Below are 14,822 nucleotides of genomic sequence, written 5' to 3'. Positions count from 1 at the left end.
AAAATAGATATTTTCAGTCTAATAATTTATAAGTGCTGATGCTATGGCCTGTGAAGCCTTTCCATCACCATATAAACTGTCAGTATATTCAACAGGCATCGAAGGTATACTAAGTAAATTTGCGATTTTATCGGAATCAGTACCCACTAAACTGTTCATACCACAATTAACTAACTCAACCCATTCAGTCTCATCGCGAAGAGTAACGCAGGGAACACCATAAAAGTATGCCTCCTTTTGAACTCCGCCTGAATCAGTTGCGATGACAGAAGCATGGCGCTCAAGCATAACCATATCCAGGTAGCCTAGTGGTTCTATTATTAGAATATTATCCGGTAGTTTGAGAGAGTAGTCACTGATTTTATCTCTGGTTCGAGGGTGGAGTGGCCAGATAATGCTTGTCTGCGAAGCTGCAAACCCATCTAGAATAGACCGTAACCGAATTGGGTTATCTGTGTTTTCCGCTCTATGGACTGTTGCTAGCACATAGCTTTTACTACTAATGTCCAGCTGCTTCAAAATTGAGCTATGTTCCTTTGCTCGTTCAGCATAGAAAAGAGCAGCATCGTACATTACATCTCCGACCTGATGAATCTGACGAAGCGAGATGCCTTCATTCATGAGATTTTGACTGGCTATATCAGTTGGTGTAAACAGGAGGTCAGCAGTATGATCGGTTAATACGCGATTAAGTTCTTCAGGCATACGACGATTGAAGGAGCGTAAACCTGCTTCAACATGCGCAATAGGGATGTGCAGCTTGACTGCAGCAATAGCTCCGGCAAGCGTAGAGTCAGTATCACCGTAAACAAGTACCCAATCTGGTCGTTCCTTAAGCAGCACAGCCTCAATTTTTTCAATCATTCTACCTGTGTTTTGGCCGTGTGTACCGCCACCGATAGCAAGATTATAACTGGGAGCTAAGATGTTCAGTTCATCAAAAAAGACCTTTGACATATTTGAGTCATAATGCTGGCCTGTATGGATTAGTACTTCATGTATGTTGCCAGGCATCGAGCTGAACGTATGCGAAACTACAGCAGCCTTAATAAACTGGGGTCGAGCTCCTATAATTGTTATTATTTTCATTCTTTTCAGCAACTTAAATTCTGTAGTTTAAATTTTAATAAACGATGTTGTTTTGACAGGGTTAATTATTTAACTTAAGAGTTTTTCGAATCATAAAAAACTTAATAATTGCATTTATAGTATATGCGATAGTAGTTGATAATGCAGCACCAATAATCCCATAAACTGGAATAAGTATAACGTTGAAGGCTATATTTAAGCTGACAACTATCAATGACGAGTAAAAATTCCATTCTGGCTTTCCTGCAGCTGCAATGCAGTTACTTTGTATGCGTGAAACAGCTCCTACTACTACACCAGGGAGTAACCAAAGAAATGGCGATAGTGATGCTTTATAGTCTTCTCCAAAAAACGGTTCTAATAAAAAATACAAAGCCAGCGCCAAAATTAATGATGCTACCAGTGTTAGTACACCAATAATAAAAGAAGTGCGCATGGTGATTTTATATCGTTCAATAGGGTCGCTTCTCATTGCAGATAGGCGTGGTAATAAGACTGTGCTTGCAGCTTGTGATAGCATCCATAGTTTTTCAGACATTTGAACAGCTATGACATAGATACCTGTTGAAATAGGGCTAAGGAAGAAATTGACCAGAAAAATATCTGCTCTATAGTTGATAAAAGCCATAACATTGGATAGATGAGCTTTCCAGCCGTAGGTTAATACGTGACGCTTGTAATTTCCAGGGGCAGAAAGGGGCTTCGAGTTTGGTAAGAGACGGATATATCGCCATACTACGAGTACACCACATGCTTGCCCAATAGCATAAGCTAATACCGCTGCTGTAATGTCCAAATTTAACCCGTAAAGTGTAATAAATGTTAAGAGCAAAGTGGTAAGAGGTGGAGCCAGAACCGTCCAATTAAATGCTCTGAAATTCTCGAGACCTTGCAGTACTGAGTTCCAGTATGAAAGTAGCAGTGATAGGGGGAATATCGAGAGGCCAATCAACAAAAGCAGCAGGGATACATCAGGGAATAAAGTTTTGCCATAATAATACAAAATAGGAGCTGCCAAAATAATACCTATTGAACTTACTATCACTGCTAACTTCAGGTTTTCATTTGAGGCCTGTCGCCCGTCTACTTCTGCTCTACCTACAAAATAAACAGTAGCAGGTGCTACACCGAGGTTAAGAAATGTACTAAGCATACTAGGTACGAGAATAGCCATTGCATATAGTCCATTTCCTTCAGGGCCAAGCTCTCTTGCAATAGCGATGACAAGTAAAAGTTGTGCTGCAGCGGCTGCAAGCTGCCTGTTAAACGTCATTAATGTGTTTCGACGAATATTAGATCCTTGAAGAAATTTTGATAGCCAAATAATCAATTGACTCACAACTTAATCCCTTTGTTATTTTTGCTTTGGAGAGTGTTGTGGTAGATCTTGGTTAGTTGCTCTGCTACTACAAGTCCGCTGAAACGGGCATGTGCACGAGCGCTTAATTCAGTGCGGGAATAAAGTTGCAATTTTTTAACTATCTCCTTTAGTGCTTGCACCAGTTGCTCAGGCTGATGAGGCTCAATCAAGAACCCATCATTTGGACCAACGATACACTCAGGCCCTCCACATCTTGTTGCAATAACTGGAAGGCCGACCATCAAAGCCTCTGCTGCAACTACGCCAAAGGTTTCATAGTGACTAGGTAGAACCATCACATCGACCTCTGACATCAATACCGGTACGCTTTCAGGTGGCACCAGTCCAAGGAATCTTACTCGATCACATATGCCCAGCTCCTGTGAAAGTTGTTCCAGTGTAGGACGAAGTGGGCCATCACCTCCTAACCATAATTCAACGGGTGCTTGATCAGTGAATGCAGCCGCAAAAGCTTTCAGCAAGTCTATCTGGCCTTTTTTCTCTGTCATTAATGCCAGGTTGAGAAGCCGCACAGGGCGACCTTTTCTGTCATTTTTTTTCTGACAAACTGCTTTATCGAACCGTTTCGATACTACATTGGGTACCCAGTGCCAATGGACGCTTGCAGTCTGGAGTTGCTGTGAAAGCAAGCTACCTAAGCTTGGGCTGACTGCAATACAGCATGAAACAGTATTTACTGCTTGTGTTATCAGTTTGAGTTGCCATTCCTGATAAAGGTTTCTTGCAAATGCAGTACTATGCTCTGTCAGTACTACAGGAATATCATGCTCAGAACCTAATTCAGATGCTACTTTTCCTGCATATAAAGCTGAGTGAGCATGTATGATTTCAGGAAAACCGAAGCGCTTGACATATTCTTTAAACAACTTCCTAGTAGTGTACCTCCATAGGAGATAGTTGCCATAAGGAATTGCAGGTAATGCAGGAATGAATGATTTTCGAAAAGTTGATACCCCTTCGTCGACTTCAAAATTCGTTACAAGTTTTCTTTTATTTATTATAGTTTTAAGTGAGTGGCTGTGAGCTGAAATTATACCTATGTTGTGACCATATTCGTGTAATGCAATAGCTTGATCTCGGAAAAAAACACCATTCACATCATCCTTAGTAATTGGGTACCATGATGGTATGATTAGTACATGCATGGACATTTTACTTTATTATTTCTTTTATGATTCGTTTGCATGAGTTACCATCTTGATATTTGTGGAATATTTTTTTTGCATGCTCTCGATCCGATCTCCATTTTGTTTTAATTTCGTCAATATTCTCTAGGTAAAATGTAAGATCTTCAAATTTACTTATCTTAGGTCCTGGTGTTATGAGATCATAGTCATAAGCTAGACCTCTTGTTTCTTGGTATTTATCAATATCGAATGGAATGAATATGCATGGAGTATCAAAGAGCAGAGGCTCAATATATATTGAAGAGTAGTCTGTGATTATGATATCAAATTCATGAAGTGTTTCGTCTATATCATCATGCTTTTCTTGCGAATAGTTTACGACTCTTCCATCTGTTAACTCTTCAAGATGTTGAGCGTGACTAACAGAAATGAAGTCATTAGGATGTGGTCTTAAATAAAAGTTATGATCAGGATTTTTATCAAGCATTGAAATAAGCTTTTCTTCGGTGTACCCGGATAACCTGAAAAATAATGATCTGTCTATTTCGTAGTCTCTGAATGTAGGGGCGTATAGAATTTTAATCCTACTACTCTTATGATTTTTTTTTCTCTTAATGTATTGGTCTGATTTCGGAAGGCCTGTTAATAAGACTTTTTTGGGATCAATTCCATGGCATACTGCTGTTAGATACTTATCTATATCAGATGATGCAATCATGGTATTGTAGTATTTTATTTCACGTCTGTGTTTTGCAAGATCTTTTTCAGAGAGCTTTTTATCTAATAGCCCTACATATTTTATTCCGATTGCGTGCCAAAGGTTGGTGATATTGCGGTTTTTTATTAGATGCCACAGCTTTCCAAAGTCGCCGCTACCATGGCTTATGAATGCAAACTCAGCTCTAATAGCTGTTACTATTCCAGTGAATGAATTTCTTTTAATACATCTACTATGAAAGCTAACTGGTATTTTTTTTAGTTGCTCTTTTGAGCTATATAGCCAAAAAACATTTAATTTTTCTTTGGCTATTTCTTCAAACAAATAGCGTGAATTTCCACTATATCTATTTCGAGATTGACTAAATATTATTAATTTTTTTTTGCAGGGAACTATTATTGTGATGTGCGATATTATAACCAGAATGATTGTGATTGCTTTCAGAGAAGATATTTTTAGTTTCATTTTGACTTATTTAGATGAGGTAAATTGTTTTTATTGCATTATAAATTATTATTTGATTCCTGCTTTCTAGATATGGGTGTATCGGTAGGCATAGTATTGATTTTGAAATTCTTTCACATATTTCCAGTCTTTCGTGAAGGCTCTTAGTTACTGGCTGTTTATGTAGAGGGGTGGGGTAGTGGATTGCAGTTGGTATATTGTTTTCCTCTAAAGAGGTTTTTATAGCATCTCGATCTTTTGTTGTAATAGTATATTGGGCCCATGTGCTTATGTGCCAATCTCTTATAACTGGTGGCTTAATGTTAGTGCTAGTTTTAATTTTCGAGAAGAGTCTGTTATATCTTTCTGCTACGACATTTCTCAATACGATCTCATCATCAAAAATATCCAACTTTGCCAATAAAATTGCTGCCTGCAATGTATCCAGCCGACTGTTCACTCCTAACCGAATATGATGATAACGCCGATCCTGACCATGTCGGGCTATCTGGCGCATCACAGTTGCAAGCTCTTCATCATTGGTGAAAATGGCTCCGCCATCGCCATAGCACCCCAAAGGTTTGCTTGGGAAAAAGCTGGTGCAGGCGATAGTGCTTAAGTTGCAGGACTTTCTCCCTTTATAGGTTGCACCAAAGCTCTGGGCGGCGTCTTCAATAACCGGTATGCCGTGCTGGTCGGCTATCTTGTTGATTGCATCGAAATCTGCGCACTGGCCATATAAAGATACTGCGATGATCGCTTTTGTCCTGGGGGTGATGGCATCTGCGATCAGAGTAGGGTCAATATTGTAGGTACGTGGGTCTATATCAATATATACCGGCTTGGCTCCGAGAAGTGCTGTCGCTTCTGCCGTGGCGATATAGCTGAAGCCCGGCATGATCACTTCATCCCCAGGTCCGATCCCCAACGCCATCTGGGCTATCTGCAGGGCATCGGTGCCATTGGCGACGGTGATGCAATAGCGTGCACCGGTATAATCAGCAAGCTTCTCTTCCAGTTCGTATACTTCTGGCCCCAGAATATATTGCCCATGACTCAGCACGCGCTGGATTGCGGCATCTATCTTGTCTTTGATGCGAGCCTGTTGTGCGGCAAGGTCTACAAACTGCATGATCAGCTCTCGGTCCGTGTCAGGGTGTTGTTAGATAGCCGGTAAGTTTGGCTCGTGTATGGGCAAGTTGTAGTCGCTTCGCCAGCCAGTGGCAGGTCAAGGCGTTCGCCATACTCACTCATCCACCCGATCTGTCGTGCGGGCACTCCTACCATCAGGGCAAAATCCGGTACATCTTCATTGACCACTGCACCTGCTCCAATGAAAGCAAAACGACCGATGGTGACCCCACAGACCAGTGTGCAGTTCGCACCCAGTGTGGCACCCTGCCTGACGAGTGTCTGTCGATATTCATGCTTGCGTTCTATATGTGCCCGCGGGTTGTAAACATTGGTGAACACCATGCTGGGGCCGCAAAATACATCATCCTCTAGCACAACATCGTCGTAGAGGGAGACGTTGTTCTGGATCTTGCAGTTGTTCCCGATAACCACTCGGTTGCCGACATAAACACCTTGCCCAAGTGAAACATTGCGCCCGATTTTGGCTCCGCTGCAGACGTGCGTAAAGTGCCAGATGCGGCTGCCATCTCCTATCTCGGCCCCTTCGTCGACTATCGCGCTGGTATGGATCTGTGTGCTCATGCGTATTTGTGCTTGATAAATGGGTGGTAGTCACCACTGGGGCCAAGTGGTGTGGCGGTGCGTATCTGGGCAACGGTTTCGACGGCGCACCGGTTTTCTTCCAGCCCAAATCCCTGACCTGTCAGAATCGCTTCGTAGCTGCGGGTATGCAGATCGGTGAACCCATCGGAAAACTCGATCTCTTCACCATCGCAGGTGATGGAGCGATAGGTACGCTGTCCGCTTTCTCGTAACTTGGCTGGTATGTCATTGATATCAATCGACAGGAACCAGCGTACGCGTGCGTGAGCATATTCCAGATAGCCTGCAGCACAGGTATCCGTGGAGTGATGGACGATGTTTTGCTGCAGCTCTCCAAATACGAAGTGAAGCATGTCGTAAAAGTGCACACCGATGTTGGTGGCGATGCCGCCAGACTTCTTGGTGTCGCCTTTCCATGATTGCAGATACCAGTTGCCACGAGAGGTGATATAGGTCAGATCGACATCCCGTTTACTCTGCGACGGGTTCTGCGCTACTTGCTGTTTGAGGGCGATGATGGAGGGGTGCAGTCTCAGTTGCAAAATAGTATGCACACGATTATCTGATTCCTGCTCCAGTTCAATCAGGCCATCTATGTTCCAGGGGTTGAGCACCAATGGCTTTTCGCAGATTGCGTCGGCACCGGATCTGAGGGCAAAACGCATATGCGCATCGTGCAAGTAGTTGGGTGAGCAGATCGAGATGTAATTCACTTTCTTTTCGGGCTCACGCCGCCTGAGCTTGTCGAGATGGCGATCGAAGCGCTCGAACTCGGTGAAGAAGTCAGCATCAGGAAAGTAACTGTCGATAATGCCGACTGAGTCATTCTTATCCAGCGCCGCGACCAGTTGGTTTTTGGTATCGCGTATCGCTTTCATATGGCGTGGAGCGATGTAGCCAGCAGCACCGATCAGCGCAAATTGCTTCATCCGGCAATCCTTGTATCCTGGGAGCTACTTTTGGAGTAGATATGGTTGGTACTGCTATCAGAGCTTTGTTCAGCCAGCACTACACTAATCTCCTGCTTAGCAGCCTGCGCTGCTTGTTCAATCTTATCTTTGAGCGCCAAACGCGCCGCTTGATCCCCATGAATCAAGCGCACTTCCCGCGGCCACTTTTTCATCCGCCTGATAAAGTTAACCAGATCCTTCTGATCCGCATGTGCGCTGTATCCGCTGATACTGTCAACGCCTGCATTAATGCGATAGCGCTTGCCCTCCAGCGCCACCTCATCTTTGCCGGGCGTTGCGTTCTGTATCTGGTGGCCCGGTGTGCCGGGCGCCTGATAGCCCACAAACAGCACCTGATGCCTCGTGTCTTCTATCATCGCCTTCAGGTAGTTCATCACTCGGCCACCGGCGGCCATGCCACTGGCGGCGATGACGACGGCGGGTTGTCCGGTTTTGGCCAGGTAGTCGACGGTCAGTTGGTGTTCGTCGTGGCTGCCGATGGTGTAGAGGTTGGCGAAGTTCAGAGGGTGGCGACCGGCTTTCAGGCGGCGCTGTGCTTCGTCGTCCCAGTAGGGTTTCAGTTGTCGGTACACTTTGGTGAATTCTGCTGCCAGTGGTGAATCGACAATCACTTGCAGGTTTTTCCACAGGGGCTTGGTTTTCCCGTCGCCACCAGGACTGTGGCGGTGGATCAGTTCTTCCAGCTCATACAGCAGTTCTTGTGTGCGCCCGATGCTGAAGGCGGGGATGATTACGGTGCCATCGTTCTGCAGGGCTTTTTCTATGGCGGCCTTGAGCCGGTTGATACGGTCGTGTCGGCTCTGGTGTCTGCGGTTGCCATAGGTGGATTCCAGCACGACGATATCGGCATGATGCGGCGATTGCGGTGCTGGCAGCAGTGCGCTGCCGGGTGCGCCCAGGTCACCCGAGAATACGATGCGCGTGTTGTGGGTGCGAGTGTTGTGATCAGGTTGCTGTGTCACGGATATCTCGAAGTAGCAGGAACCGAGTATATGGCCGGCGCGTTGCAGTTTTATTCGGGTGCGCAGGGCCGGTGTGTCGATGACGGTGTGCCAGGTTTTGTAGTCCAGTGGTACGAGTAGCTGGTCGATCCTGGCCTTGAACTGTTCGATCAGTTTTGCATCCCGTGTAAAGCCGACCCGTAAGGCATCTTCCAGTACCAGCGGCAGGAGCAGGGCCGAAGGTTTTGAGCAATAGATGGGGCCGTTGTAGCCTGCTGCGATCAGGTAGGGCAGGCGACCGACATGGTCGATATGCACATGGGTGATCAGCAGGGCTTTGATCTTGCTCAGGTCGAACTGAACCTTGAGCTGTTCGAATGTGTCGTCGGCGGCATCTTGCCCCTGAAACAGTCCGCAGTCGATCAGCAGTGAGTGTTCGCTATCGCAGTTGAGCTGGTGGCAACTGCCGGTGACTCCGCTGGCGCCTCCATGGTGAATGATGTTCGGGTACTCGTTTCTTGGGTAAGGCATCCTTGTCCTCTTACTGTCCTTGATGGTGATTATGATTGGTTCAGATAGGGTGTGATGAACTATGTGAATCCTGGTAAAAAAGCACGCTACCGCCCGGAGGTTACATGATGACAATCCTCAACGCCGGCGGAGCTCAGTTGTATTTAACGATAAATCGCTTTAAGCATAAGTCAGTTACTCAGACTTTTAAACTACCATGCTGGCGGTGTAGAGTGTATCGCTTCTCTGTTATCCGACTATTTCATTGATCTGAATACACTCAATTGAGCACTCACCAGACTTCTCACGAATCCTCTCGGCCTGTATCGGCCTGGCGTAAGCCTTTTTTGCTGCTAAGCCGCTGGCCTGTCTGGTCGGGTCGGCTTTTGATGGCGGTTGTGATTCTGGCACTGCTGTCCAGCCTTGGGCTGTCTTTTCTGGCACCACTGGCAGGGGTGCTGGCGTGGATTGCTGCGCTGATGTTGTTTCATCGGCTGTCGGGCATTCAGGCGCTGCAGGTGGCAGTGCTGCTCGGCGTGGGTGGGGCGGGGCTGATTTGGGGTGCGCTCGCCGGTGGTGACTGGCAGTGGTGGGTGAGGGCGCTGGAGGCTAATCAGGCGTTGCTGGCCCTGTTGTTGGCGGTGAGTTTTTTGCGCTTGGTGGCATCGGCTGATCTGGTGGTGGATGAGAAGTTGCCGAAAGGGCCCAAAGCGCTCTGGCGCACGTTGTTGGGGGTGCATCTGTTCGGTGCGGTGATCAATTTTTCATCGCTGGTGATCATGGCCGACAGAATGGCGCGCAATAAGCCATTACAGCCGTTGCAAGCGCTGGTGCTGACGCGTGGCTTCATGCTGGCTGCGCACTGGTCACCCTTTTTTGCAGCGATGGGGGTGGCGCTGATCAATGCGCCCGGGGCTAGCCTGTGGGTGTTGATTCTGGTGGGGCTGCCGGTTGCGCTGATAGCGCTGTTTATCGGCGGTGTTCGTTTGCTGTCTCAGCCGGAAGCAAAGGAGCTGGAAGGTTATCCGATGCACCTGGATGCGTTGTTGCTGCCGGTGCTGCTTGCGGTGTCGGTGATGGTGATGCATTTTATCTGGGAGGAGCTGCCGGTACTGACGCTGGTATCGGGGCTGTCGCTGATTTTTTCATTGGTGCTGCTGTGGAAGCGACACGGCAAGGCTGCCAGAAAGCGGCTGAAGCAGCATATCGAACATACGCTGCCTACCATGTCGGGCGAGACGCTGCTGTTTCTGTCGGCCGGGGTGTTGGCAGCAGGGCTGGGGGCGATGGTGCAGGCAGCGGAGTTTCAGCTGTCGTTGAATGGGTTCGGGCCCTGGCACGCCTGGGGGTTGCTGGTGGTGATGGTGTTTGTGTCTGCCATCGGGGTGCATCCGGTGATCAGTATCGCCACGGCAGGTGGGCTGGTGGCACCCTGGGTGAGTGATCCGAATATGCTGGCGATGGTGTTTCTGATGGGCTGGGCGCTGGGTGTTGGGGTGTCGCCGCTCTCTGGTACTCATCTGACGATGCAGGGCCGATACGGTATCAGTGCTTTCAAGTTTCCACACTGGAATCTGGGGTTCGTGCTGGTGATGTTGCTGGTAGATCTGCTGGTGTTGCAGTTGTATGGGTTTGTTGCTTGATTATTCTTTGATGTACTTTGCTGCGAAGGCTGTTGCATGAGCAAATACATCCAGCAGGATTGTTGCCTGACTGAAGGCTTTGTTCAGAAGTGATGCCTGAATCTCTGGATCTTCCGGGTAGTCGTGAGCAAACTGGTTTCGCATTTCACGCAACAGAAGCCATTGCTGAGTGGAGGGGATGGCGCCGATCTTTTCCAGTCTGTTCAGTTTGTCGATGAATGTTGAGAGGTCTCCTTGCTCGTGCGTTATTTCCAGTATCATGGGTAGAAGTTTGGCGCCCATGGCATCTTGCAGTTTCGAAAAACGAACAATAAACTGATCAAAAATGGCCAGTTCAATAGGTGAAAGCTTACTTGACCTTTCGGCAGTAAGGGGCATCAAGTCAGTAAGACTGCTCATGGCCCATTGAAGTCTTTCGGCATGGGTGTGGCAAATATCTTCAACACCTTTGAATGCTTGATGCTGTAGAAGTGTGCTCACAACAGTATCCCTTGTTGCTTGGCGATATCGTAGATAGGGAGATGGAACCCGCTGCACCGGTTGATAACCAGGTCTATCTTTTGATTACCCAGTGATTGATGTAGTTCTGCCAGCGCTTGCAGTTGCGCTTCGACAACCTGATCTGCCTCTGTGAGTTCCGGTTCAATGTAGAGATCTATGTCGCCACCAGCGGCTTCATCATTCACGCGTGATCCAAACAGACGTATTTCGCTGCCACTGCCGAAGAAGTGTTGAAGTGTCGATTTTATCTGCTGCTGTTGTTGAGTGGTTAATCTCATTGAAGAAACTCTTCTTAGTTTGATCCTTACAACGAGTTTAGTACATTTCATACCAAAACGGGACCCACCTGGTTATTCAGACAGATCCCGTTATGACTCATTCTGCGAGTCAGTCAGTACTTACTGGTTGTGTTCCAGAGCAGAGCTCTTACCGTTGATCTGGATGCGGCGCGGTTTCATCGCTTCGGGGATCTCGCGGATCAGGCTGATGGTCAGAAGGCCGTTTTTCAGCTCGGCACCTGATACTTCAACATGGTCGGCCAGGTTGAACTTGCGCTCGAAGGTGCGAGTGGCGATGCCCTGGTGCAGGAAACGTCGCTCTTCCTGACTTTCCGCTTTACGACCACGCACAGTCAGTACGCCTTTTTCGACATTCAGCTCCAGCTCAGACTCTTCGAATCCGGCCACGGCCAGGGTGATCTCATAGCGGTTTTCGCCGGTGATCTCGATATTGTAGGGCGGATAACCACCAGAGGCCTGTTCAGAGCGCAGGGCGGTATCCAGCAGACTGGCCAGACGATCAAAGCCAACGCTGCTGCGGTAAAGGGGAGTAAGATCGATATTCATGAGTATATCCTCCAAAAGAAGCAATATTGTGTGAGCATGCGTATGGAGTCGCTCTCTCAGAGACCCGACTCCACTTGCCGCTCACTGGATATATAGGGGCGACTCAATGGTTTTCAAGAGGGGGTTGCATTAGAATCAAAACATGTAATTTAACTCTTCTGTGGCTTATATGAGGATTCAGGATGCTCTCTAAATGGATGCGTAAATCATCTTCGGATGAAGCCGACAAGAAAGCTGACAAAGCCACTGGTGATGCCGCAGGTGTGGCGGCCCTTTTTCCCGGTATCACAAATTCCGATCTCACCACTTTGTTCAATATCAGTGAGCAGCGGACGTTGCCTTCAGGTGCCGAATTGCTTGCAGCTGGCTCAAAGCAGACGAGCCTTTATTTTGTTCTTCAGGGCCGGATTGAGCTGTGTTTGCCTCAGGGTGGCAGTGTCTGCCATGTCTGCGAGGGGGAGTGGCTGATCGCTGGTCAGAGCGCTTCACCCGTTGTGGCAAGAATGCACAACGAAGGCAAGCTGCTGCTGATAAACCCACAGGATATGAATCGCTTCAGTGAGGCTTTTCAGTTGGTTCTGCATCAGCAGTTTGCGACAGCCTATCAGGCGCTGCTGGTATGGATGGCTGAGCAGCAGTCGGGCTTGCTGGTGCAGCGTCAGGGGTTGGCTGAACTGCTGTACGCCGCACGTACACGTCAGGATGAAGATCTGAGTCGATCCGAACTGGTTCAGCAGGTGATCAGAAAGGTGCCGCGCCTGCCGGTTTCGACCCTGGAATTGCTGAACAAAATGCTTGATGAAAAGACTACCCGCCCCGAAATTGTCGAACTGGTTCGGCACGATCCTGCGTTGACCAGTATGCTGCTCAAGGCGATTAACTCTCCGGCCTATAACTTCCATCAGAAGGTATCTGATCTCAATCATGCGATCGGGCTGCTTGGTTTTGACAGCGTCTATCAGATCGTGATGCTGGAGAGTATGCGCAAAAGCATGCCGGAATCACCTCTGTTTCAGGCGATCTATCAGCGCAGTCTGGAGGTGTCGTATATCGCCTTTACATTGTCGCAGGTGTGCGCGATCGGTAAGCCAGCGGAAGCTTCAACGTTGGGGCTGCTGCATGATCTGGGCAGTATCGTACGTGAGCTGATGCGTGAGCAGAATCCGAAGCTGGCATCGCTGCTCTCTTTATTGGAGCCCGCGATGCTGGGTGCGGAGCTGCTCAAGAGCTGGCATCTGCCTGAACAGGTCTGCAGCAGTATTCAGTATCAGGATCATCCGGAGTTTGCGCGGCCGGATCAGGTGCCTGAAGTGGTCAGAGCCAATGTTGCGCTGATCTATCTGGCGCACTGTGTATGTGACCGCCTGCATAAAGTACCGCAGATCCTGACACCTTATATCCATGATTATCTGGCTGTGCTTGGGCAATCCGATATCAGTCTGGAGCAGCTGATGGAAGATAAGCTGCTGCCGGCCCTGAAAAAGCGCAGATCTGCCTTGCCGGTTACATTGGTAGAGGTGTTGGAATGATAATTTCTGATGCTGTAATTGTGGTCGAGAGCTAGTTTGGCGCGATTGCATTTTTTTTATTCATCTATCATACTTTGTATGATTTTTCTGATCGGCTTAAGGATGAGGCGATTAGATGAAAATATTTAAAAATGCATGGTTCGAGCGCTTCTCCAGAAAACATCGAATTTCATATAAGGCACTATTTGAAGCTGTTCAGCGTGCTGATAAAGGTCAGATCGACGCTAATCTCGGTGGTGGTGTAATCAAACAGCGTGTGTCGCGGCACGGGCAGGGTAAGTCAGCTGGTTTTCGTACTATCATTTTATATCGAACAGCCGAGCGGGCCTTTTTTGTTTATGGATTTGCCAAGAATGACCGTGACAACATCACTGATAATGAAGAGGCTCAGTTTAAAAAAGCAGCAACTTATGTGCTTGGTCTTTCAGATGTGAAGCTGGCCGAGTTACTTAGTATCGGACAACTGTCGGAGGTTACTGATGATGGCTAAAAAATATCGTAGTGATGCGCTTGCATCGATTCATGAAACGATGGAGGCCCTGCATGATATCGGGGCAGTCGATAAGCAGACTATGCGTGAGTTTGATGATGCTTGCCTGACGCCTGTCGAGGCCCTGACACCTGAGGATATCCGAGCGTTGCGTGAGCGGGAGCACCTTTCTCAGCCTGTTTTTGCTCGTTATCTTAACGTTAGCAGGAATTTGATTTCGGACTGGGAGCGGGGAACTCGCAGGCCAGGAGGTCCGGCATTGCGGCTCCTGACTATAGTCAAGAAGAATGGTATTCAGGCGATAGCGTGATATACCGGTACTGCACTGTGTTGTTTAACCATTGTTATTAGCAGTTGTTTATCAGGATATAAAAATTAACACAGATCTCAATTCAGGCAAGATGATAGGATGCGACCGCGAACACCATCTGGACGCCATCTGCCGTATTTTCAATCATGCTATTGCCCACACCACGGCACTCTACGAATATGACCCCCGTTCGACTGAGCAGGTAGCTCAGTGGTTTGAAGCCAAGGCGGCTGCCGGTTTGCCTGTGATCGGTATTGAATCCGAGGCGGGTGAGCTGATGGGGTTTGGCAGTTATGGCAGTTTTCGGCCCCAGGCGGCATTTCGCAGTACGGTTGAGCATTCTGTTTATATTGATCCACGATTTCAGGGGTGTGGGTTGGGGCGGAGCCTGATGCAGGCGCTGATAACAAAGGCGCGTGCACAGGGGTATCATCTGATGGTTGGCGCTATCGACCATGATAATCACGCCAGTATTGCGCTGCATAAATCATTGGGTTTCACCCATGCCGGGACGATAGAGCAGGCAGCATTCAAGTTCGACCGCTGGCTGGATCTGGATTTTTATCGTTTGCCTTTGAACCAGTGA

At 47.8% G+C, this 14,822-nt stretch carries 16 protein-coding genes; 5 read left to right on the top strand and 11 right to left on the bottom strand.

Features of this window, described 5'->3' with window-relative positions; translation table 11 throughout:
- Positions 1-18: 18 nt before the first annotated feature.
- The 8 genes from wecB to F7R27_RS08280 all read right to left on the bottom strand — a co-directional run bounded on the left by wecB (position 19) and on the right by F7R27_RS08280 (position 8,939).
- Positions 19-1,089 (bottom strand): non-hydrolyzing UDP-N-acetylglucosamine 2-epimerase, encoded by a 1,071-nt coding sequence (wecB, locus tag F7R27_RS08315; RefSeq protein ID WP_151704137.1) that lies wholly within the window; start codon positions 1,087-1,089, stop codon positions 19-21.
- A 61-nt stretch (positions 1,090-1,150) separates the two neighbouring features.
- A complete protein-coding gene (locus F7R27_RS08310) occupies positions 1,151-2,428 on the bottom strand; it encodes a flippase (protein ID WP_151703787.1) in 1,278 nt (425 codons plus the stop codon).
- Positions 2,425-3,567, bottom strand: a complete 1,143-nt coding sequence (locus F7R27_RS08305) for a glycosyltransferase (protein ID WP_168927461.1) — start codon at positions 3,565-3,567, stop codon at positions 2,425-2,427. The genes F7R27_RS08310 and F7R27_RS08305 overlap by 4 nt, the downstream gene beginning before the upstream one ends.
- Positions 3,568-3,622: 55 nt before the next feature.
- Entirely contained in the window at positions 3,623-4,780 is a 1,158-nt protein-coding gene (locus F7R27_RS08300; RefSeq protein WP_151703785.1) for a CDP-glycerol glycerophosphotransferase family protein, read from the bottom strand.
- Positions 4,781-4,790: 10 nt separating this feature from the next.
- Positions 4,791-5,891 carry a DegT/DnrJ/EryC1/StrS family aminotransferase gene (locus F7R27_RS08295; RefSeq protein WP_151703784.1) on the bottom strand — a complete coding sequence of 367 codons (1,101 nt, stop codon included), beginning with the start codon at positions 5,889-5,891 and terminating at the stop codon, positions 4,791-4,793.
- 2 nt (positions 5,892-5,893) lie between these two features.
- Positions 5,894-6,475: an acyltransferase gene (locus F7R27_RS08290; protein ID WP_151703783.1), complete on the bottom strand. Its 582-nt coding sequence runs from the start codon at positions 6,473-6,475 to the stop codon at positions 5,894-5,896.
- Positions 6,472-7,425 (bottom strand): Gfo/Idh/MocA family oxidoreductase, encoded by a 954-nt coding sequence (locus F7R27_RS08285; protein ID WP_151703782.1) that lies wholly within the window; start codon positions 7,423-7,425, stop codon positions 6,472-6,474. The genes F7R27_RS08290 and F7R27_RS08285 overlap by 4 nt, the downstream gene beginning before the upstream one ends.
- Positions 7,422-8,939, bottom strand: coding sequence for an MBL fold metallo-hydrolase RNA specificity domain-containing protein (locus F7R27_RS08280; RefSeq protein ID WP_151703781.1), 1,518 nt, complete (start codon positions 8,937-8,939; stop codon positions 7,422-7,424). Before F7R27_RS08280 ends, F7R27_RS08285 begins: the two co-directional genes overlap by 4 nt.
- A gap of 368 nt (positions 8,940-9,307) precedes the next feature.
- On the opposite strand from F7R27_RS08280, the gene F7R27_RS08275 reads away from it, so the two are divergent.
- Positions 9,308-10,561 carry a hypothetical protein gene (locus tag F7R27_RS08275; protein ID WP_151703780.1) on the top strand — a complete coding sequence of 418 codons (1,254 nt, stop codon included), beginning with the start codon at positions 9,308-9,310 and terminating at the stop codon, positions 10,559-10,561.
- On the opposite strand, the gene F7R27_RS08270 is transcribed toward F7R27_RS08275, so the two are convergent.
- The 3 genes from F7R27_RS08270 to F7R27_RS08260 all read right to left on the bottom strand — a co-directional run bounded on the left by F7R27_RS08270 (position 10,562) and on the right by F7R27_RS08260 (position 11,907).
- On the bottom strand, positions 10,562-11,041 hold the full coding sequence (locus F7R27_RS08270) for a hypothetical protein (RefSeq protein ID WP_151703779.1): 480 nt from the start codon (positions 11,039-11,041) through the stop codon (positions 10,562-10,564).
- Entirely contained in the window at positions 11,038-11,340 is a 303-nt protein-coding gene (locus F7R27_RS08265; protein WP_151703778.1) for a nucleotidyltransferase domain-containing protein, read from the bottom strand. The genes F7R27_RS08270 and F7R27_RS08265 overlap by 4 nt, the downstream gene beginning before the upstream one ends.
- 120 nt (positions 11,341-11,460) lie before the next feature.
- The gene (locus F7R27_RS08260) at positions 11,461-11,907 is read right to left on the bottom strand and encodes an Hsp20 family protein (protein WP_206060458.1); all 447 of its coding nucleotides are present in this window, start codon (positions 11,905-11,907) and stop codon (positions 11,461-11,463) included.
- A 197-nt stretch (positions 11,908-12,104) separates the two neighbouring features.
- Between F7R27_RS08260 and F7R27_RS08255 the strand changes: the two genes are divergently transcribed.
- The 4 genes from F7R27_RS08255 to F7R27_RS08240 all read left to right on the top strand — a co-directional run bounded on the left by F7R27_RS08255 (position 12,105) and on the right by F7R27_RS08240 (position 14,822).
- The gene (locus F7R27_RS08255) at positions 12,105-13,436 is read left to right on the top strand and encodes an HDOD domain-containing protein (protein ID WP_168927460.1); all 1,332 of its coding nucleotides are present in this window, start codon (positions 12,105-12,107) and stop codon (positions 13,434-13,436) included.
- A 115-nt stretch (positions 13,437-13,551) separates the two neighbouring features.
- Entirely contained in the window at positions 13,552-13,926 is a 375-nt protein-coding gene (locus F7R27_RS08250) for a type II toxin-antitoxin system RelE/ParE family toxin (RefSeq protein ID WP_151703776.1), read from the top strand.
- The gene (locus F7R27_RS08245) at positions 13,916-14,236 is read left to right on the top strand and encodes a helix-turn-helix domain-containing protein (RefSeq protein WP_240776305.1); all 321 of its coding nucleotides are present in this window, start codon (positions 13,916-13,918) and stop codon (positions 14,234-14,236) included. The genes F7R27_RS08250 and F7R27_RS08245 overlap by 11 nt, the downstream gene beginning before the upstream one ends.
- Positions 14,237-14,327: 91 nt before the next feature.
- Positions 14,328-14,822 carry a GNAT family N-acetyltransferase gene (locus tag F7R27_RS08240; protein ID WP_151703775.1) on the top strand — a complete coding sequence of 165 codons (495 nt, stop codon included), beginning with the start codon at positions 14,328-14,330 and terminating at the stop codon, positions 14,820-14,822.

Origin of the sequence: Nitrincola alkalilacustris, assembly GCF_008973755.1 — a bacterium.
GTDB lineage: Bacteria > Pseudomonadota > Gammaproteobacteria > Pseudomonadales > Balneatricaceae > Nitrincola > Nitrincola alkalilacustris.
Note: the sequence above shows the minus strand (reverse complement) of the source record. Positions and strands in the feature narration are given on the sequence as shown.